The following is a 19937-nucleotide window of genomic DNA, read 5'->3' as shown; positions in this document are numbered from 1 at the left end:
GCAATTAAACACATAGCCCTAATTTTAAAGAATATCACAATAATGAAAAAACTATTTACCCTCACCTTTTACTTGTGTGTTACAGCATTGGCAGCCAAAGCACAAAAGCCCGAAATGGCAAAAGCCATTGTACATTACAAGTTTTCGCACATACGCGATACCACCGCTAAAGACAAACCTTATACAGAAAACATGGTGTTGTTTCTTGGCGAAACATCAAGTGCTTATAAAAGCTACGACAAAAAACTGCAAGAGGCTATGATGAAAAAGCAGCTGGAGCAGCAAATGGCAGAGCAAAAAGGTAATGGCGGCCCTATGAAATTTAATGTTACCGGTGGTAAGCCTACTACAAGAGCAGAATATTATCAGTTCCCGGTACAAAATAAATTAATGCGTAAAGAAACCCTGATAACGCCTTACCTTATTGAAGAGCCTATGCCGGCAATAAGTTGGAAAATAAGTGCGGATACCGCCAGTTTCGGTACTTTGCATTGTCAAAAGGCTACAGGCCATTTTAAGGGCCGCGATTACACTGCGTGGTTTTGCCCTGATCTGCCATTTCATGCGGGCCCCTGGAAATTGGGCGGTTTACCCGGACTTATTGTTGAGGCTTATGATACTAATAAAGAAGTAGAATTTAAATTTGATGGTATGGAGCAAGTGGTTCCATCAGATAAACCGGCAACAGTAGCGGCAGCACCACCATCACCAGGCACAACTGTTGTTAGATTTGGCGGCATGGAAGATAGTAATGAAGATCCTAATTTAATATCTATACCAACCAATGCTGTAAAAACCACCGATAAAGAATTTACAAAGCTACAGGCTGCTATGAGAAAAGACCCCCAGGCATTTATGGCAGCAATGGGTGGCGGTGGCAACGTCATGAGGGCGCCGGCAATGGGCGGCTCGGGTCGTGATCAGCAACGTACTGTTATAAATGTAAATGGTGGTCCTGCTATTGTTATCAACAATCCTTTAGAGCTGCCTGAGAAAAAATGATGAGGCTACATAAACTTGGTGTAGTATTCATTTTATGTATGCTATGCTCTGCTGCGGGCTTTGCCCAAAGCATAAAAGGTACTGTTACCGATAGTTTGGGCAAGGCAATATCCTACGCCGGTGTAAACCTTAAGGGTGGCGGGAACACCATTATATCGTACACAACAACAAACGATAAAGGCGCCTATACATTAGCTATCCCTGCCGATGCTGATAAAGCAAATTTGCAGGTTGAGGTAAGCTGTGTAGGTTTCAAAAAAACAATAAAACCGGTTAGCAGTTTAACCGCACCCTATAACTTTAAACTATCTGCAGCTATTAACCAGTTGCAAACAGTTACCATAAAGGATAACAAACCTAAGCTGCGCTCACATGGCGATACCCTTGATTATAAGGTGTCAGATTTCAGCAGCCCGCAGGATAGGGTGATTGGTGATGTGATCAAAAAATTACCGGGCATAACGGTAGAGAAAGATGGCAAGATCAGTTATAACGGTAAGGCCATATCTAATCTGTATATAGGCGGCGATAACCTGCTTGATGATAAATATAATATCGCTACCAGCTCAATCCCCAATGGTGTGGTTGATAAGGTACAAGTAATGGAAAACCATCAGCCCATAAAAATGCTGAAAGATAAAGTAGTGAGTGAGGACGTAGCCCTTAACCTGAGCATGAAAAAAGATGCTAAGATGCAGCTGGTAGGCCAGGAAACTTTAGGTGCAGGCTTGCCCGATAAGTATTATGCTGATATAAACGCCATGATGTTTAAAGATAAATACAAGGCTATTAACTACATCAAGGTAAATAATACGAACTATGATGTAGCAGGCGACCTGGTATCACATAATTACTCGGGCTACCTGTCACGGTTGGATAATGACAAGCCAGGTACCGTACTGTCTTTAGGTACAGCCGGCGACCCTGACCTGCCGCGTAACCGCTATCTGTTTAACCAGGCGGGTATTATCAACTTAAATAATTTGGTTAATTTAAAAAAGGATGTGCAGCTGCGTGCAAACGTATCTTACCTGCATGATACTCAAAAACAAAAATATACCAAGCTAAGCGAGTTTTATTTACCTAATGATACCATCCGTTATGCCGAAGTGCAAAACAACAGGCGCCGGCCCGATTATATGCACAGCCAGCTGGCGCTTAACATCAACAAAGACAAATACTACCTTACCAATAATTTTATTGCCGATTACAGCAAAAATACCGGCTACTCTGCATTGGTAACCAATGGTACGCCCGTGAACCAGGCTTTTAAAGATAACCTTATGGATCTCTCTAACGAGTTCAACTACATGAAAACCTTTAAAACCAATAAAATTATTGAGTTATATAGTTATCTGAACCGGTCAACCGAGCCGGAGAACCTGGTGATAGATCCGGGATTAAACCCTGATATTTTTAATAACGGCGTTGCCTACAAACAGCTTACCCAAAATGTTGATGTACCAACCTGGTTCACCAATAATTACCTTTCTTACAGAATACCGGGTAATAATATCACTCAAAGCTACAAGGCTGGTTTTAGCCTGCAATCGCAAACGCTTAAGTCAGATTTGAATTTAACGCAGCTGAATAACTCAACCAATTTGGTATCAGATAGCGCGGTTAACAATTTGGATTGGACGCGCAGAAAAATATATGCCGAGGCAGGTTATGATATTCCCGGTAACATCTTTAAAGCAACTATAAACCTGCCTGTTAATTATCTTAATATTAGTTATAATGATAGGTATTATGGCCTCAACAAAAGCCTTGATCGCCTATATTTTAACCCAAGGGTAAGTGTAAAATACCAGAGTGGTATTGAAAATTACTTTTCGTTGGGATACAATTTCAGAAATGATATTGGCAATATACAGGATGTATATAATGGTTATACCCTTAAAAATTACCGCAGTTTATACGCTAATAACGCCGATTTAACCGAACGCAAAACGCAAACGGCCAACCTCGGGTTTTATTACCGTAAGGCAATTACGCTGTTCTTTTTTAGCGTGAACGCCGCTTACACGCATCAGGATGCAAACAATATAGCATCAAGTATTTTAACCAATAACATACAGCAGCGTATTGTATTGCCGTATAATAATAATATTGATTCATGGAGTGCTAATGGTATCATCAGCAAGTATTCGTTCCCTTTGCGCACAACATTTAGCGGTGGTATAGCTATACAAACTACAAAGCTGAATCAAATACTCAATAATGTAATTTTACCATACAACACCATTTCAAAAACCCTGAATTTTGGTGCCGAAACCAAGGTAAGCAGCCAGGTAAACTTTAGCTACAAGGCCAGTTATGATCAAACAACAAGCAAGTCGTCTGTAGTGGCTTCAAAAAGTAAATTTGAACGGTTAATGCAGCAGGGATCTGTAAATTATAACCCGTTAGTTAACCTGTATTTCAGCATGTCTGCAGATCATTACTACACGCACCAGGAGCAATCAAACGATTTGAAATATATTTTCGCTGATGCCAGCATCCGGTATAAGTTCACTAAAATTAAAGCCGATGTTGAGATAAGCGCCCAAAATTTATTTAATACCAAAACGTACAGCGCATTGTATCTGTCGGCTAATACATTTACATCAAGCTCTTATACTATCCCCGGTCGTTTTATGCTGGCCAAATTAACATTTACGCTGTAATAGTTATACAGAATTTATAGGCATACTTATCTAACAACCTTATCACAAACAAAAAGCCCTCCGCGATAATCGGGAGGGCTTTTGTATAATAGGAAGCGTACCTATGGCACGCAAATCTTCCTTATTATTTATTTCTACAAAGCGATTGCTCCTAACGGAGCATTTTAAAAAAACGCTGTTAAAATCTCTGCGTTCTTAGTGCTTTTCTCTTTGTGATCTCTGTGGTTAATTCCACTGCTTAACTAAACCGCGTCAGATAACGAAGTGAACGTAAACTCCTTTATCCGCATTGGCGGTATTAGGGCGCTTTGGCCGCTTTCACCACTAACAGTACGCTCGGCTTTACCCAAAGCATCTAAATTATTCAGCATAATTACCGGGCTTTCGTTAAAGCGCAGGTTTTTTATCGGGAACTTAATTTGTCCGTTCTCAATATAAAAAGTACCATCACGGGTTAAACCGGTAAACAGCAAAGTTTGCGGGTCAACCGGGCGAATGTACCATAGGCGGGTAACCAGTATGCCCTTTTGGGTTCCTTTTATCAGCTCCTCCAATGTTTGGGTACCACCCTCCATAATTATATTACCAGGATTAGGAATAGGTTTAACACCTTTCTTTTGTGCCCAGTAACGGGAGTAGGTAAAGTTCTTTATTACGCCCTTTTCTATCCATGTTCTTTTTACCTGCGGCTGGCCATCACCGCTCCAGCTGCTGGCAGGCAGGTCAGGGTGTGATGGATCTGTGTAGATGTTTATACGTTCATCAACCAGCTTTTCGCCCAGTTTGCTTTTGCCGCCCGGTTTGCTCAAAAAGCTACGGCCCTCATCGGCGCTGCGGGCATCAAGGCCGCCATATAATTGTTCAAGCAATACTATACCTGCAGCAGGCTCCAGTATCACCGTGTACTTACCAGGTTCAATAGCTCTTGCACTTAATGATCCGCTTGCTTTTTGCGCAGCAATTTTAGTTGATGCAAGTGTATCCAGCTTGTTTACATCATTATAATCTTTAGTAGCATAGCCAGATCCCTGGCTATCTGCTGTACGCAGTGTTATTGAAAAATTAATATCTGTTGAAGTATTGTAAGCAAACAACCCATGCGAATTCATCATGGCAGAAAAGTTTGCGCTGTTCTGCAAAAATCCTGCTGCAGTTAGCTTGCTTTCTTTAGCTACGTTTAAACTTTGTTCAACCATAGTTGTGCGCTGTGCGGGTGTTATGGCAGCGGTTGCGGGTACAAAGGTTTTTGGCGCAGGCACGTAAGTTTGCGGCCCTAAAAACGGCATGTATTCCGGGTTTTCGGGGGCCAGTTTGGCTAAGTCCTCTGAGCGTTTTACAGCACTTGCTATGGCTTCGTCAGTATATTCATTTAGTGTAACTATGCCCAATTTTTTGCCAAAGGCCGATGATATGGCCATGGTGGTTGAGCTTAAAGAGCCGCTGGTTGATACCGAATTACGGGCGTATCTTATATTTGCCGAGTCGCCGCCATTGATATTTATTTCGCACTCATCGGCTTTGGAATAACTTAGCGCTTTTTTTAATATCGCTTTGCATTCATCTTCAGTTAAAATAGCCATATGGTTAAATTTTTCTTGCTGTGTTAATTACGTTAACCCCTTTAAACAGGGATGTTGATGAGCCATGAGATACGGCGCTTGCCTGCATTGGCTGCCCTTTGCCATCAAAGAACGAGCCGCCTAAACGGTAATCGTTTTTATCGCAAACTGCTGCGCATGAGTTCCAGAATTCCTGGGTGTTGGCCTGGTAAGCAACATCATTTAGCATGCCTACTATTTTGCCGTTCTTTATTTCATAATAAAGCTGCCCGCTAAATTGGAAGTTATAGCGCTGCTGATCTATAGAGAAAGAACTATCACCAATAATGTAAATGCCTTTTTCTACCTTGCTTATCATCTGCTCCACATTTAAAGGCGTTTTGCCCGGTTGCAATGATATGTTTGGCATGCGCTGGAACTGTACATCCTGCCAGCTCTGCGAGTAACAGCAGCCCTGTGATTCTTTAAGGCCTATGATATGCGCCTGGTCGCGAATGGTTTGATAGTTTACCAGTATACCATCCTTAATAATATCCCATTGTTTGGTGCCTACGCCTTCATCATCGTATCCAACAGCACCTAATGAGCCGGGTTGCAGTTTATCGGCCACTATGTTTACTTTATCACTGCCGAATTTAAAGTTGCCCGATTTCCACTTGTCTAAAGTAAGGAAGCTGGTACCGGCAAAGTTGGCTTCGTATCCTAAAACACGATCAAGCTCTGACGGGTGGCCAACCGACTCATGAATGGTTAACCAAAGGTGACTTGGATCAAGCACCAGGTCATATTTACCCGGTTCAACGGTTTTAGCTTTCAGCTTTTGAGCTGCCTGCAAAGCCGCCGCACCTGCATCTTCATGCATATCATACCTGTCGCGATATAGCGTGGTTTGGCTTTTTATTTTATCACTTTCGCGGGGGATCAGGTATTCATAACCCATTCCGCGCGGTGCACTTAATGAACTGCGGGTTTCGAACTTGCTGGTTTTTTCATCAACCTTAGTAACACCAAACAACGGCCATATGCGGTGGATGTCCTGATCTATATAAGAGCCATCGGTTGAAGCGAAATATTTTTGTTCGTTTACAAAAAACAGTATCGAGTTAACATAATTGGCGCCGTTCTTAAAAGCGGCATCATTAACTGATAATAAAAGGTCTGTCTTTTCCTTCATCGGTACCTCAAAAGCATTCCGCTCTATGGGTGTTTTCCAGGTAACCTCGCCATAACCTTTTTGCGGGGCCAGTTGTACCGGTTCGCTTTGTATGCGCGCGTTCTCTTTCGCTATGGCTACAGCAGTTTCGGCCGCGCGGGCTATACTGTCATTATCCAATTTATCGGTTGCGGCAAAGCCCCAGCAGCCATTGGCAATAACACGGATACCCATACCGTATGATTCGGTATCAACAATGTTTTCAATGTTTCTATCGCGGGTTACCACAAACTGGTTAAGGTACCTGCCAAGGCGGGCATCGGTATAGGTTGCGCCTTTTGAGCGTGCAGCGTTCAGGGCAATATCGGCCATGCGCTTTTTAATGGCCACATCAACATCCCGCATGCGGGTGCCGGGCATCACAGGGCTGCCCATAGCGGTCATTTTGCTCAGCATGGCCGCACTTACGCCCATGCCGGTAAGGTAAAGGAAATCTTTTCTTTTCAAGGTGGGTATTATTATTTGCTAAATATAACAATATGCCATAATAAATAATAATGGTGCAGGGCAAAGTATTTAAAAGTACATCACTTAATGGACATAAGATTTGTGCTTGCCGCGGGGTGAGTAAGCGGCGAGGAGGCGATTTGACTCACCCCGACATCGCTGCGCTTGTCACCCCTCTCTGCTTCGCAAAGAGGGGATAGGAAATAAGCACAGTTCTTATCCTCTTTCCGCCGAAGGCGAAGAGAGGGTCGCGCACGTAGTGCCGCGGGGTGAGTTGACGGTAAGGAGGCGATTTGACTCACCCCGACATCATTGCGCTTGTCACCCCTCTTTGCGAAGCAGAGAGGGGGTATGAGATAACAGCTTAAGCTTCCTGCCTTATCACATAGGTACGGGCAATTTGGTCATGCCAGCCCTGCCTGTGCTCATCCCATAAAATATTTAAATAGCCTATGCAAAGCGCAGCGCCGGAGATAAACTTAGACAGGTTGCGTATAAATGCTTTACCTAAGCTCAGGCCTTTACCGTCGGCGTCAACAACGGATAGTTTGCAGAGCTTTTTACCAATACTGCCACGCATGGGTGTAGCTTCAAATGCGGTATTGTATAATAAAGATACCGTAAAACCTATCAGGTTTAGCTTCAATTGGTTCATTGGTAGTTTGGTATCAAAGTTTTCCAAATAAGTTTTAATCTGCTCGGCAGGGAAAAACATAACAAGGAATACCATTACTAAGCTCAGGATAATGTACAAAGCCACCATATCTAACAGGTATGCCACCAGCCGCCACCAAAAAGTGGCCAGGTTATCTTCGGTAGGAAAGTAATGTCCTTTAGCTTCAAAATAATCGTAAAATTCGGGCAGGTCTGAAGCGTTTTGCCAGCTGCTGCCGGTATCTGATGCAATGCGGGTATTAATATCCAGTCCTTTATTTACCAATTCGTTGTAAGTGAACGGACCTGTTTTTTCCCCGTCTTGCAGGATGTAGTAATTATCTGTCATTAAAAATATATAGTAATTGCAAAGATAACCCTAATAAAGCTTAAGAGTTCATTGCATATACAATTATGTTTACACCAAATTTGGTATTGTCCTCAGCCAGGAAGCGTTTGTTGCGAAAATCGTAGTCCCATTCGCAGCCATAATCCTTACTGCTGTATAAAACCGCGATGCGGCCGTTTACTTCAATGGCCTTTAAATAGTCATGCACCAGGTCATCGCCCCAGCCATTTAATTCAAAGGATGTAGTAGGAGGGCCTTTCTCAAATTTAAAAAAGGAATTATAGATCTTATGGTTATTGGGGATCTTCTTTAAGGCTGTTGGCCCAAACAAGGCCGCCATTTGCGCCTCGAATGATTTGGCGAAGAGCCCGTCAATATCGTGGTTGCAGTCGTCAACAAAAACAAAGCCGCCATTTTGTACGTACTTTTTAAAGTTTGCTTTCTCCTTAGTATCAAATTGTACCAGCTTGTGGCCGCTTAAGTAAAGGAAAGGCGCGGTAAAAATATCATCGCTGCTTAGCGGGATCACCTTTTCATGCGGGTCAATTGGGATGGTGGTGTACTCCACCAAAGAGTTGAGCAGGTTTGATGGCATGCGCTGATCTGTGTCCCAATCGCCGCTGTGGTAACTTAATCTGGTAAAAGTGAATTTTGAGCCGTATGCCATTTGAATTATAAACTCTAAAATTAAGACAAATATTTTTCCCGCATTATTATAAAACTGCGCAAATTGTAAAGTTTTGGATACTTTATTAAATTTTTGATAAAAAAGTACAGGAATTAGTCAAAAGGATAATATCTTGTGATGGATTGTTCATAAAAGATTTATTCGCTGTTCATCAGCATTAAAAACATACACCGCATTGGAACTTACCGAAAACAACATTAAGGAACTGCTTGCTAAACTACCACAGTTAAAAACCGAGATACAAAAGGTAATTGTTGGTCAGGATCATATCTTAGATGAACTGCTGGTTGCATTTTTAGCAGGCGGGCACTGCCTGCTGGAGGGTGTACCCGGGTTGGCAAAAACGCTCATCGTAAAAACCATGTCGCAGGCACTGCACCTGACTTTCAGGCGCATTCAGTTTACGCCCGATCTGATGCCGACGGACATTGTTGGTACCGAGATACTGGAAGAAGACCATGCCACAGGTAAGCGTTTCTTTAAATTTAACAAAGGCCCGTTGTTCGCTAATATTATTTTGGCCGATGAAATTAACCGCACACCGCCCAAAACACAGGCCGCCCTTTTAGAGGCAATGCAGGAATTTGAAGTAACCTATGGCGGGCAAACCTATCCGTTGGATAAGCCGTTTTTTATATTGGCTACCCAAAACCCTATTGAACAAGCCGGTACCTATCCTTTACCTGAAGCCCAGTTAGACAGGTTTTTACTGCTGATAAAAATTGGCTACCCAACCGAGCAGGAAGAGTTTGCAATATTAAACCGTACCACAGGCTCAAAAAAGGCCGATGTTAAAGCCGTTATCACCGCCGAAGAAATTACCCAGGCGCAGGAACTGGTAAGGCAGGTAACCATAAATGAAGATTTAACCCGCTACGTAAGCAGCATAATACGCGCCACCCGCCCCGATACTACTACCGTTGCCTATATTAAAGAATGGGTACGCTGGGGAGCAGGCCCGCGCGCAGGCCAGGCATTAATACTAACCGCTAAAGCCCGCGCGTTGCTAAAAGGCCGGTACTCCGTTTTAATGGAAGATATCCAGGCTATGGCACCTGCGGTTTTAAGGCACCGCATATTAATGAACTTTAAAGCTGAAGCAGAGGGCATCAACTCTGACAGGGTAACCGAAGAGCTGTTAAAAGTTATAGAGCGTAAAGGAGCGCTATAGAGCCTCACCCTGCCCTCTCCAAAGGAGAGGGTTCAATGAATTTATATTACAAACTATTTAAATTAAAGTCTCCTCCTTTGGAGGAGATTTAGAGGAGGCTAAATGCTTGATCCTAAAGTATTAATGACCATTAAGGATTTGCCATTACTGGCGAAAACGGTTATTGATGGCTTTATGAACGGGTTTAATAAAAGCACCGTTAAAGGCCCGGGATTGGAATTTAGCCAGTACCGCAGCTACCAGCCGGGCGATGACCTGCGCTGGCTCGACTGGCGGATGTTTGCCCGGTCAGACAGGTATTATATCAGGGAATCGGAGGTTGAAACCAGTATCTCCGTAAGGTTTTTAGTAGATGCAAGCGCATCTATGAACCATGATGACAACGGCGTTAAAAAAATTGATTACGCCCGCTTCCTGACCGCATCACTGGCTTATCTGGCCAATTTGCAGGGAGATTCGGTAGCGTTAAATGTATTTAAAGAGGGCGACCTGTTTTCCCTGCCATCTAAACCCGACCCACAGCACTTGCAGCGTTTGTACTACCATTTACAGCAGGTACATCCGGCAGGCACGTTTACCAAGCCTGCACATTATAAAGAATTGTTTGCAGGAACGGGGCGCAAGGAACTGTTAGTTTTTGTAACCGATATGTACCAGGCAAGTGGGGAGATCAATAATTTGTTAACCACATTAGCGGCTTTAAAGCATGAGATAGTGGTTTTTCATTTAATGGGACAGAACGAGCTGGATTTTGATTTTAAAGGTTTTTCTACTTTGGAAGATCTGGAAACCGGCCAAACCATACAAGTGAATGCACAACGTGCCAAAGCCACTTATCAGGAAAAATTACAGCAGCATTTAGCAACCATAAAAAGCGATCTATTAGGCAAGCGGATAGCCTATAAAATGATTAGTACCGCCCGGCCGCTGGATGAAGCCTTAAGAGAATTCCTGATGCAGCGTAAAAAAGGATTTATTTAACATGAATAATAATATACATCATCAAATATTTTTAAAGTCCTCTCTTTTGGAGAGGATTTAGGTGAGGCTTATGCAGTTTTTATCTCCCATATGGTTTTTTGCACTGGCCGCGTTAAGCATCCCCATTGTAATACACCTGTGGAATATAAAGCCGGGCAAAACTTTAAAGGTAGGCAGCATATCGCTCATCAGCGAAGCTTCAAAAACCAACCGCCGCAGTTTTAAACTGGTAGATATATTGTTGTTTATCCTTCGGTGTTTATTGCTGGGCCTGCTCGCATTTTTCCTGGCTGCGCCTGTTTGGCAGCATTTGAGATCGACAGAGAAAGTAAAAGGCTGGGTGTTGCTACCGAAAGAAAATTTAAAAGAAAGCTATCAAAAATTTAAACCTGCAATTGACTCGCTTACCCGCGCAGGTTATGAATTCCATTATTTTGAAAGTGGTTTTGCCAAGGGCGATCTCACTAAAATATTAGCCGATACTAACCATAGAGACACGGCACCTGCCAATAATTATTGGGGGTTGGTAAAGCAATTGAATAACAAGGTTTCATCGGCATTACCGGTATATGTATTTACACCGAACGGCAGCAACCACTTTAATGGAGCAAAGCCAGCAACCGGATTAAACCTGCACTGGCAAACTTATACCACGGCAGATTCGGTTAGTAAATGGATAGCTACCGCATCATTTACTGCTAACAATACTATAAAAGTAACACAGGGTAATGGCAACCCAGCTGGTACATATTATACTGAGCAATTTATTAAGGACGACGGTAACCAGGATATAGATGTAAAAGTCCAAAACGGGCTGCCCGTTGTAAGTTTTAAAAATTCAGAACATGCAGCGGTACAGGTAGATACCTCAACTTTACGGATTGCTATTTATACAGATAAATATGCATTGGATGCCGGTTATTTAAAAGCGGCCTTATCAGCGGTTGTGAATTTTACGGGGCGTAAAGCCAGTATCAGGCAATATAATAATCCGGCGCAAATACCGGGCGGACAGGAATGGTTGTTCTGGTTATCTGATGAGCCGGTGAGCAGCGACTTGTTAAACAGCAGCAAGAATATTTTCAAATATGAAAACGGAAAAGTAGCATCAACAGCCTCATGGATTGATGCAGGCGATGCCTTATTTAATGCCAATAAAAAGATTGCGCTGAACAAATTGATCGCATCAGTGGATAAAAATGAACCTGTTTGGAATGACGGTTTTGGGACACCGGTTTTAGACAAAAAAACCCAGAAAAAAACAAATATCTACCGCTTTTACACACGGTTTAACCCTAATTGGAACGACCTGGTTTGGAGCGATGATTTCCCCAAAATGATTTTGAAACTGATCAATTATAATAGTTATCAGCAGCCCGAAAAATTTGATAAGCGGATATTGACAAACCAACAGATCCAACCCATACAAATAAAACAAACAACCGGAGTGGCATCAACTAACCCGGCTGAGCAGGTTGATCTATCGAAATATTTTTGGCTGCTGGTAGTAGCATTGTTTATTGCCGAGCGCATTTTATCTCACAAAACTAAAACCATACCAACCAATGGCTAAGCAGGGGATAAATAAAATAAACAGCCTGCGCCAACGGTGGCTAGTATACCAATTACTGGCCGATGTGGTAGCTTCCGTTGCTTTAACTATTTTTTCCATCACGGTATTGTATCATTTTTTTACCGTTCCGGTGGTAGTGATGGGGGTAATATTTGTTGTAGTGTTAGCTTTACTCATCAGCCGGAGCCGCCCATGGAGATTAACTAACGAAGCAATAGCCGGGTTCCTCAATAAAGAATACCCAGAGCTGCAGGAAAGCGCCGGCCTGGTATTGCAACCCGCAGAACAACTAAATATCCTCCAGTTATTGAGCCTTTCAAATACTGAAACTGTTTTAGATAGTTTAAAGGTAAGTCATAAGCCATTTGCAAAACGGCTTAAATATTCCCTGAAAGGTTTATTAATAGCTATTATTTTTATGTGGTCTTTTAATAATCTAATGCAAAACAGGCATTTGGGTTATTTATCAGGTAGTAATAAAAAATCCACTGCCCAATCTGCACCGTCTGAGAAAGTTTTACCGCAGATAGAGGGATTGGAATTGACTATTTCCCCACCTGCTTATACCGGCAAAGCTAAACGCTCGCAAGATAAGTTTAACCTGACCGCCGAAGAAGACGCCGTGATAAACTGGGAAATTAAAACCAACGTAGCCATTAAAAGCGCTTATTTAATCTTTAATGATAAGGAACGCATCGCTTTGAAAAACACAGGCGAGTATACGCGATGGTCCGCGCAAAGGGGAGTGAATAAACCCGGCTTTTACCAGGTGAGTATTGATGGCAAACTATCTGATCTGTATCAAATACAGGTAATAAAAGATGGCCCGCCGGTGCTGCATGTAAAAACGCCAAAACAATATACCTATATAGATGCGGGCGAAGCGCAAAAAGTAAACATTAATGCCTCACTGAATGACGACTATGGCATTGCTAATGCGTTGATAGTGGCAACCGTTGCCAAAGGCAGGGGCGAGGGCGTTAAGTTTAAAGAATACAAGTTGAACTTTAACGCAACGTTTGGCGATCATAACCCTCAATACGATGTACAGAAGCTGATTGACTTACCCGCCCTAAATATGGAGCCGGGTGATGAACTGTATTTTTATGTACAGGCACAGGATACCCACAAACAGCAAAGCCGCACCGATGTATTTACGGTTGCTATACAGGATACCGCGGAGTTGCTCAGCATGGATGGCGTGCTATCCGGCTCAAGTTTGAAACCTGAATTTTTCAGGAGTGAGCGGCAAATTATTATTGATGCCGAGAAACTCATCAAGGATAAGGATACCATCAGTATAGAAAAATTTAATGCACGCAGCAATGATTTGGGTATTGATCAAAAGCTGCTGCGCCTGCGCTACGGCAAGTTTTTAGGCGAAGAAGATGAAACGGTTGAAGGCCCTAAAGGTAGTGATGAGCTATCTAACCCCGCCGATTTTAGCAATGGTGCCAAGATCCTGAAGGAATATACCGACGACCATGACAAGGCCGAAGATGCGCAGTTTTTAGAACCCGCGATAAAAGCACAGCTTAAAGCTACTCTCACTGAAATGTGGAAAGCCGAACTACAGCTGCGCCTTTACAAGCCACAGGCCGCCCTGCCTTTTGCTTATAAAGCCTTGCGCTTGTTAAAAGATCTGCAACAGAAATCGCGTTCATTTGTGGCCAAAACATCATATAACCCGCCGCCGCTAAAGCCTGAAAAGCGATTAAGCGGTGAGTTGGATAAGATCATTGAGCCGGTGACTAAGCAGGATATAAAAGCACCTGCCGATAACCAGGCGGTGCTGAAGAATGCGGTAGGTGTTTTGGAAAACTTAAAACTAAAACCAGTATTAACCTCCGCAGATAACCGTACACTGCAACTGGCTAATCAACGCTTAAGCGAAATTGCGTCTGCACAACCGGGTACTTACTTGCCTGCGCTAAGCGCCATGCGCAGGATAATATCGGCACAAAAAATAAATGTGTCTGATATAAATATGGTGGAGCGGGCTATCCAAAAAACTTTGGTATCAATAAAAAATATGCCAAGATCAGACGAGGCTACCGCCGATATGGGCTTATCTGGCCGCTATTTTAAAAACCTTAAACAAGCTAATAATTAATGCAGGCCAACTGGACATATATCGTCATCATTATCTGCATATTACTGGCAACCGGGTTGGTATGGCAGGAATTTAAACGCGCCAATAAACACTGGTTGCTTTGGCGTATTGCCGCCATAGTTATTGCATGCGCTGCATTAGCGTGTATTGCTTTGCCTCTAACCTATCAAAGCGAGGTAGATAGATCTGACGAACATAAAACCATTTTGCTAACAGCCGGGTTTAATGCCGATAGCCTGACTGATAAAAATGCAAAGACATTCACTTTTGATGAGATGGTGAAAAAAGTCCATCCTCATGCGCAACTCATCACCCCAAATGAATTAAATAAAACCGAACAATTGCATGTTTATGGGTTCGGCTTAAATGAATACGAGCTGCAGCAATTGGGCAACAGGCCGCTTGTTTTTCATCCTGCTAAGTTATCTGCAGGGGTAACCAACATTAGTTATAACAGCAAACTAAAAACAGGTGAGGCATTGCATATTCAAGGCAGCTATAATAATCAATCGACTCAAAAAATAAAACTGGTGCTAAAGGGGTTAAATACGGGGGTAGATTCGGTCACTATTCAGCCAAATGTACAAGCAACATTTGCGTTAACTACCGTTCCTAAAACAAGCGGCAGGGTAGTTTATACTTTACTTGCCGATAATAATATACAAGGCAGTTTGCCTGTACAGATAGATGCCGTTAAGCCACTAAGGGTTTTAATGCTTTCCGCTTCGCCGGATTTTGAAAATAGGTTTTTAAAGAACTGGCTGAGCGAAAATGGCTATTCGGTTGCCGCCCGATCGGCTATCAGCAAGGATAAATTTAATACAGAGTTCATTAATATAGCCCAGTTTCCGTTGGATAGATTGTCTGCACCAACCCTTAATAAATTTGACGTGCTAATAGGCGACCTTTCTGTATTAAATGCTTTAAGCGGCGCCGAAAGCGCGGCCTTAAAACAGGAAGTAGCAGACAATGGCCTGGGCGTAATTGTAAAAGCTGATAGTACTGGTAAGTCGTCATGGTTGCAAAGAGGTTTCCCTGTCGACAGGCCATCGGGGAAAGAGCCTGTGCCATCGGCGCTCATTATTAACGGTACAAAAAGTTCAGCTAAGCTAAGCAGTGGTTCAGCTTTTATCAATTACCAAAATGGTACCCAGCCACTGGTAATTAACGCGCAAAACCACATTTTGGCTAACAGTACCATTTCAGGTTCGGGCAAAATAGTTTTTACTACGCTGGGCAATACTTTTAGCTGGATGCTTGCCGGTGATAAAGCAGACTACTCGTCGTTATGGTCGGTACTGATCAGTAAAGTGGCCCGTAAAAGTAACGATGTGGTTAATGAAGTTTCGATAGCAGCAATCCCATTTGTGAACGAGCCGGTTTTGTTACAAGTAGGCAACAACAAGCAATTCCCGGTTAATATAAATGGTGAAAATATAGCATCGATACAAAACCCGGATGTACCTTTTGAATTTAGCGCGTTGTACTGGCCATCAGCAGAAGGCTGGCAATCTGTAAGCCAAAATAATGCCGTTAGCTGGTGGTACACCTATCCTAAAACAGGGTGGACGATGATACAAGCCTCGGCTAAAATCGCTGTAACGAAAAAATACGAAAATGCGTATACTAAACCCGGCATTGTAACAAAACAAATACATGAATCAGTGCGGATTGATACCCCAAAAATATATTTTTATATTTTGCTACTTGCAGCATGTACGTTCTTGTGGATTGAAACTAAGTTTTCATAATAACATCTGTTTAAGTTGATTTATTTAGAGTAGAGACACAATATTTTGTGGCTCCCGTATAATAATAACTGCTGTAATAATTCATCGCAGTTTGAGACACAAAATATTGTGTCTCTACATTGAACAGAATAATAGATTTTTTCTTTTGGGCTGTTGCTCATAATGGTTCATAATACATATACCGCTTTCCCTGCCGGGGTGGCTAAAAACAAATTGGAGGAAAAACTTTGAGAAGAAGAGACTTTATTTATTTAACGGGTATGGGCGCGGGAGCTATGATGCTGCCCGGTATGCCTGGTTTTGGTAAAACAATTGATCCACAGGAGGCGCTTAATGCCGTTGATGTGCGGATTAAAAAAGAACTTGCAGATGCAGGGCTTACCGCCGCGAAAGCGGCCGGTGCAAGCTACGCCGATGTACGCATTGGCCGTTATCTTAACCAATTTGTAATAACCCGCGAAAACCGCGTGTTAAACGTAGCCAATACCGAATCATATGGTATAGGTGTGCGTGTAATTGCCAACGGATGCTGGGGCTTTGCCGCCACCAACGAGGTAACTAAAGAAGGTATAGCCAAAGCCGCCAAACGCGCTGTAGCTGTTGCCAAGGCAAACGCCAAAATTGGTAGTCCGCCGGTGCAGCTGGCACCACAAAAAGGTTATGGCGAAGTAAGCTGGAAAACCCCGATGGAAAAAAATGCTTTCGAGGTGCCAATTAAAGACAAGGTTGATCTGTTGTTAACCGCTAACGCGGCGGCAATATCAGGCGGCGCTAACTTTGTAAACTCCTTATTATTCGCTGTTAACGAGCAAAAATATTTTGCATCAACAGATGGTTCATACATTGATCAGGATGTTCACCGCCTTTATCCAAACTTCACGGTTACCAAAATTGATCCTTCAAAAGGTTCTTTTGAAACCCGTAACTCGTTAAGTTCGCCGGTTGGGATGGGTTATGAGTATTTGATCCCGTCGCCATCAGAAACTGTTCAGGGAGTTACCCCGCGCTACAAAAAGCGTTACGATATTATAGAGGATATGAAGTTTGCCACTAAACAGGCAGGCGAAAAATTAACCGCGAAGACGGTTGAGCCGGGCAAGTACGACCTGGTGCTTGATCCAAGTCACCTTTGGTTAACTATCCATGAGTCTGTTGGCCACCCAACTGAATTAGACCGTGTGCTGGGTTACGAGGCCAACTTTGCCGGTACCAGTTTCCTTACACTTGATAAATGGAAATCGGGCAACTTTAAATTCGGCAGTGATAAAGTAAACGTAGTGGGCGATAAAACCCAGGTTGGTTCATTGGGCGCTGTTGGTTATGATGATGAAGGTGTAGGTACCAAAAAATGGGATATCATTAAAAATGGTACACTGGTAAATTACCAGGCTATCCGTGATCAGGCGCATATTATCGGCTTAAAAGAATCGCAGGGATGCTGCTATGCACAAAGCTGGCAGGATGTACAGTTCCAGCGGATGCCAAACGTATCATTACTGCCGGGCAAAACACCGTTAAGCGTTGATGATATGATCAAGAATGTTGAGAAAGGCATTTACATTATTGGGAACGGATCGTTCTCGATAGATCAGCAGCGTTACAACTTCCAGTTTGGCGGCCAGTTATTTTACGAGATAAAAGAAGGCAAAATTGCAGGTATGCTAAATGATGTTGCTTACCAGGCCAACACCCAGGAGTTTTGGAACTCATGTGCGCAGGTTTGCGATGAGCGTGACTATCGCTTAGGTGGGTCATTCAATGATGGTAAAGGCCAGCCGAGCCAGTCAAGCGCGGTATCGCACGGGTCATCAACAACAAGATTTAACGGGGTTAATGTAATCAACACAAAAAGAAAGATCGGATAACAATATGCCTATATATACTAAAGAAGAAGCACAGGCTTTATTAAAGAAAGTGCTTAGCTATTCAAAAGCCGAAGAATGTGAAGTGAGCCTTGGCGGCAATGAGGGAGGTAACGTACGCTATGCTTTAAACGCGGTTTCTACAGCGGGCGATATCAGTACGGTAAGTTTGGCTGTAACATCTGTTTACGGCAAAAAAGCAGGTACTGCTACTATAAATGAATTTGATGATGCCGCTTTAGAGCGCGTTGTCCGCCGTTCAGAAGAGCTGGCACAACTGGCGCCAACCAACCCGGAATATATGCCGATGCTGGGGCCAAGTGAGTTTAAAGAATCGCCAACCTATAATGCAAATACAGCAGGCATGACGCCGGAGAGCCGTGCGGAAATGGTGGGTAAAAGTATTGCTATTACCAAAGATGCCAAGTTGAATGCAGCGGGCTTTTTAGAAAACTCAAGCGGTTTTAACGCGATAATGAACTCTAAAGGTTTGTTTGCTTACAATAAAAGCAGTGATGTAACTTTCACTATCACCACCCGTAATGAGGCCGGTACAGCGTCGGGTTACGCGGCACGTGGTTTTACTGATGTATCAAAACTGGATACTGCATCTGCCACAAGGGTTGCTACCATGAAGGCCAACAGCTCGTTAGGTGCAAGGGCCATTGAGCCGGGAAAATATACCGTTATTCTGGAGCCTGTTGCGGCTACCTATATGCTGGAGAGCATGTTCCGTTTTGATGCACGCAGCGCGGAAGAAGGCCGGAGTTTTTTAAGTAAAAAAGGCGGTGGTACCCGTTTAGGTGAGCAACTGGTTGATCCTAAAGTTACCATCTACTCAGATCCGTTTAATGCTGACCTGCCCGGCTCAACCTGGGGCGGCGACGGCCTGCCACGCGAGAAAACGATGTGGATAGATAAGGGTGTAGTGAAGAATTTAGCATACTCACGCTTCTGGGCACAGAAAAAAGGCGTGGCGCCGGTTCCAAATGGCAGCAATATGATTATGGAAGGTGGTACCCAAACTTTAGAGGAACTAATAAAAGGCACCGAGCGCGGTATTTTAGTTTCGAGGTTATGGTATATCCGTATGGTTGATCCGCAATCGCTGCTCTTAACCGGACTTACCCGCGACGGTACGTATTATATTGAGAACGGAAAGATTAAGTTCCCTATCAAAAACTTTAGGTTTAACGAGAGCCCGGTAATTATGCTGAACAACCTGGAAGCCCTGGGCAAACAGGAACGCAGCATCAGTATTGAAAGCTACCGCAGCTACCTGATACCGCCAATGAAAATTCGCGACTTTACATTCAGCTCGTTATCTGACGCGGTTTAGGAAGTTTTAATTAAATCATAAATCAAAGTTGCGGTATCAAATGGTACTGCAACTTTTTTTATTTAAACAGAGGTGACAGAAAGTAAATTGTAAAATGATTAAATTTGAATATGGAAACACTTATTGTACATCCCGACAATAAAGAGCAGTTGGATGCTTTGAAGGCTTTTATGAAAGCGTTTAAAATCTCCTTTGAGGAAAATAAATCTGTTTATGACCCCGAGTTTGTGGCCAAAATACAAAAGAGCAGAGTGCAGGTAAAAAATGGTGAAACAAGAACAGTTAACATATCTGATTTGTGATTGTAAGCTTCACCAAGCAGGCTGACGAGGACTTTAACTTTTTTAAAAAGAGTGGGAATCAGCAAGTAGTTAAAAAAATAAAGGACTTACTTGAATCAATTATTAACAACCCTTACGAAGGTATTGGACAGCCCGAACCGTTGAAATATAATCTATCTGGCGCCTGGTCAAGGTGAATTAATAAAGAGCATAGGTTAGTATATGAGGTAGAAGATGAAGTTGTATATATTCTTTCTTTAAAAGGTCATTATTAAAACGTTATAG

The 19937-nt window shown here is 42.9% G+C and carries 14 protein-coding genes and 1 pseudogene; 11 read left to right on the top strand and 4 right to left on the bottom strand.

The features are described from left to right. The first annotated feature begins 42 nt into the window (after positions 1-42). Both WC743_RS13555 and WC743_RS13550 read left to right on the top strand, forming a co-directional pair. The gene (locus WC743_RS13555) at positions 43-1002 is read left to right on the top strand and encodes a GLPGLI family protein (protein WP_373012548.1); all 960 of its coding nucleotides are present in this window, start codon (positions 43-45) and stop codon (positions 1000-1002) included. Continuing rightward, complete coding sequence (locus tag WC743_RS13550; RefSeq protein WP_373012547.1) at positions 999-3671, top strand: TonB-dependent receptor; 2673 nt, start codon at positions 999-1001, stop codon at positions 3669-3671. Before WC743_RS13555 ends, WC743_RS13550 begins: the two co-directional genes overlap by 4 nt. Positions 3672-3913: 242 nt before the next feature. On the opposite strand, the gene WC743_RS13545 is transcribed toward WC743_RS13550, so the two are convergent. The 4 genes from WC743_RS13545 to WC743_RS13530 form a co-directional block, all read right to left on the bottom strand. Next, positions 3914-5251, bottom strand: coding sequence for a TldD/PmbA family protein (locus WC743_RS13545; RefSeq protein ID WP_373012546.1), 1338 nt, complete (start codon positions 5249-5251; stop codon positions 3914-3916). A gap of 4 nt (positions 5252-5255) precedes the next feature. After that, positions 5256-6890: a TldD/PmbA family protein gene (locus WC743_RS13540; protein ID WP_373012545.1), complete on the bottom strand. Its 1635-nt coding sequence runs from the start codon at positions 6888-6890 to the stop codon at positions 5256-5258. 364 nt (positions 6891-7254) lie between these two features. Beyond that, on the bottom strand, positions 7255-7893 hold the full coding sequence (locus WC743_RS13535; RefSeq protein ID WP_373012544.1) for an RDD family protein: 639 nt from the start codon (positions 7891-7893) through the stop codon (positions 7255-7257). Positions 7894-7933: 40 nt separating this feature from the next. Beyond that, positions 7934-8560, bottom strand: coding sequence for a DUF4159 domain-containing protein (locus tag WC743_RS13530; protein ID WP_373012543.1), 627 nt, complete (start codon positions 8558-8560; stop codon positions 7934-7936). Between the two features lie 196 nt (positions 8561-8756). On the opposite strand from WC743_RS13530, the gene WC743_RS13525 reads away from it, so the two are divergent. The 9 genes and pseudogenes from WC743_RS13525 to WC743_RS13485 all read left to right on the top strand — a co-directional run bounded on the left by WC743_RS13525 (position 8757) and on the right by WC743_RS13485 (position 19927). Then, the gene (locus WC743_RS13525; RefSeq protein WP_373012542.1) at positions 8757-9752 is read left to right on the top strand and encodes an AAA family ATPase; all 996 of its coding nucleotides are present in this window, start codon (positions 8757-8759) and stop codon (positions 9750-9752) included. Between the two features lie 102 nt (positions 9753-9854). After that, complete coding sequence (locus WC743_RS13520) at positions 9855-10733, top strand: DUF58 domain-containing protein (RefSeq protein WP_373012541.1); 879 nt, start codon at positions 9855-9857, stop codon at positions 10731-10733. 70 nt (positions 10734-10803) lie between these two features. Then, entirely contained in the window at positions 10804-12306 is a 1503-nt protein-coding gene (locus WC743_RS13515; protein WP_373012540.1) for a BatA domain-containing protein, read from the top strand. Next, the gene (locus WC743_RS13510) at positions 12299-14419 is read left to right on the top strand and encodes a hypothetical protein (protein ID WP_373012539.1); all 2121 of its coding nucleotides are present in this window, start codon (positions 12299-12301) and stop codon (positions 14417-14419) included. The genes WC743_RS13515 and WC743_RS13510 overlap by 8 nt, the downstream gene beginning before the upstream one ends. Continuing rightward, positions 14419-16170 (top strand): hypothetical protein, encoded by a 1752-nt coding sequence (locus WC743_RS13505; protein WP_373012538.1) that lies wholly within the window; start codon positions 14419-14421, stop codon positions 16168-16170. The genes WC743_RS13510 and WC743_RS13505 overlap by 1 nt, the downstream gene beginning before the upstream one ends. A gap of 227 nt (positions 16171-16397) precedes the next feature. Further along, positions 16398-18035, top strand: a complete 1638-nt coding sequence (locus tag WC743_RS13500) for a TldD/PmbA family protein (RefSeq protein ID WP_373012537.1) — start codon at positions 16398-16400, stop codon at positions 18033-18035. A gap of 4 nt (positions 18036-18039) precedes the next feature. After that, positions 18040-19371, top strand: coding sequence for a TldD/PmbA family protein (locus WC743_RS13495; RefSeq protein ID WP_373012536.1), 1332 nt, complete (start codon positions 18040-18042; stop codon positions 19369-19371). A gap of 110 nt (positions 19372-19481) precedes the next feature. After that, positions 19482-19673 carry a DUF2683 family protein gene (locus WC743_RS13490; protein ID WP_373012535.1) on the top strand — a complete coding sequence of 64 codons (192 nt, stop codon included), beginning with the start codon at positions 19482-19484 and terminating at the stop codon, positions 19671-19673. Then, positions 19670-19927: pseudogene (locus WC743_RS13485) on the top strand (Txe/YoeB family addiction module toxin). Before WC743_RS13490 ends, WC743_RS13485 begins: the two are co-directional and overlap by 4 nt. The last annotated feature ends 10 nt before the right edge of the window (positions 19928-19937 follow it).

Source organism: Mucilaginibacter sp. (genome assembly GCF_041660805.1).
GTDB lineage: Bacteria > Bacteroidota > Bacteroidia > Sphingobacteriales > Sphingobacteriaceae > Mucilaginibacter.
The sequence above is the reverse complement of the archived record's forward strand: the minus strand, read 5'-3'. Positions and strand labels throughout refer to the sequence as shown.

What these genes read in the sequence shown, in the direction of transcription:
- WC743_RS13510 (WP_373012539.1), top strand. Translation starts at nt 12,299, where the DNA reads ATGGCTAAGCAGGGGATAAATAAAATAAACAGCCTGCGCCAACGGTGG.
- WC743_RS13550 (WP_373012547.1), top strand. Translation starts at nt 999, where the DNA reads ATGATGAGGCTACATAAACTTGGTGTAGTATTCATTTTATGTATGCTA.
- WC743_RS13530 (WP_373012543.1), bottom strand. Translation starts at nt 8,560, where the DNA reads ATGGCATACGGCTCAAAATTCACTTTTACCAGATTAAGTTACCACAGC.
- WC743_RS13515 (WP_373012540.1), top strand. Translation starts at nt 10,804, where the DNA reads ATGCAGTTTTTATCTCCCATATGGTTTTTTGCACTGGCCGCGTTAAGC.
- WC743_RS13545 (WP_373012546.1), bottom strand. Translation starts at nt 5,251, where the DNA reads ATGGCTATTTTAACTGAAGATGAATGCAAAGCGATATTAAAAAAAGCG.
- WC743_RS13505 (WP_373012538.1), top strand. Translation starts at nt 14,419, where the DNA reads ATGCAGGCCAACTGGACATATATCGTCATCATTATCTGCATATTACTG.
- WC743_RS13520 (WP_373012541.1), top strand. Translation starts at nt 9,855, where the DNA reads ATGCTTGATCCTAAAGTATTAATGACCATTAAGGATTTGCCATTACTG.
- WC743_RS13535 (WP_373012544.1), bottom strand. Translation starts at nt 7,893, where the DNA reads ATGACAGATAATTACTACATCCTGCAAGACGGGGAAAAAACAGGTCCG.
- WC743_RS13495 (WP_373012536.1), top strand. Translation starts at nt 18,040, where the DNA reads ATGCCTATATATACTAAAGAAGAAGCACAGGCTTTATTAAAGAAAGTG.
- WC743_RS13490 (WP_373012535.1), top strand. Translation starts at nt 19,482, where the DNA reads ATGGAAACACTTATTGTACATCCCGACAATAAAGAGCAGTTGGATGCT.
- WC743_RS13555 (WP_373012548.1), top strand. Translation starts at nt 43, where the DNA reads ATGAAAAAACTATTTACCCTCACCTTTTACTTGTGTGTTACAGCATTG.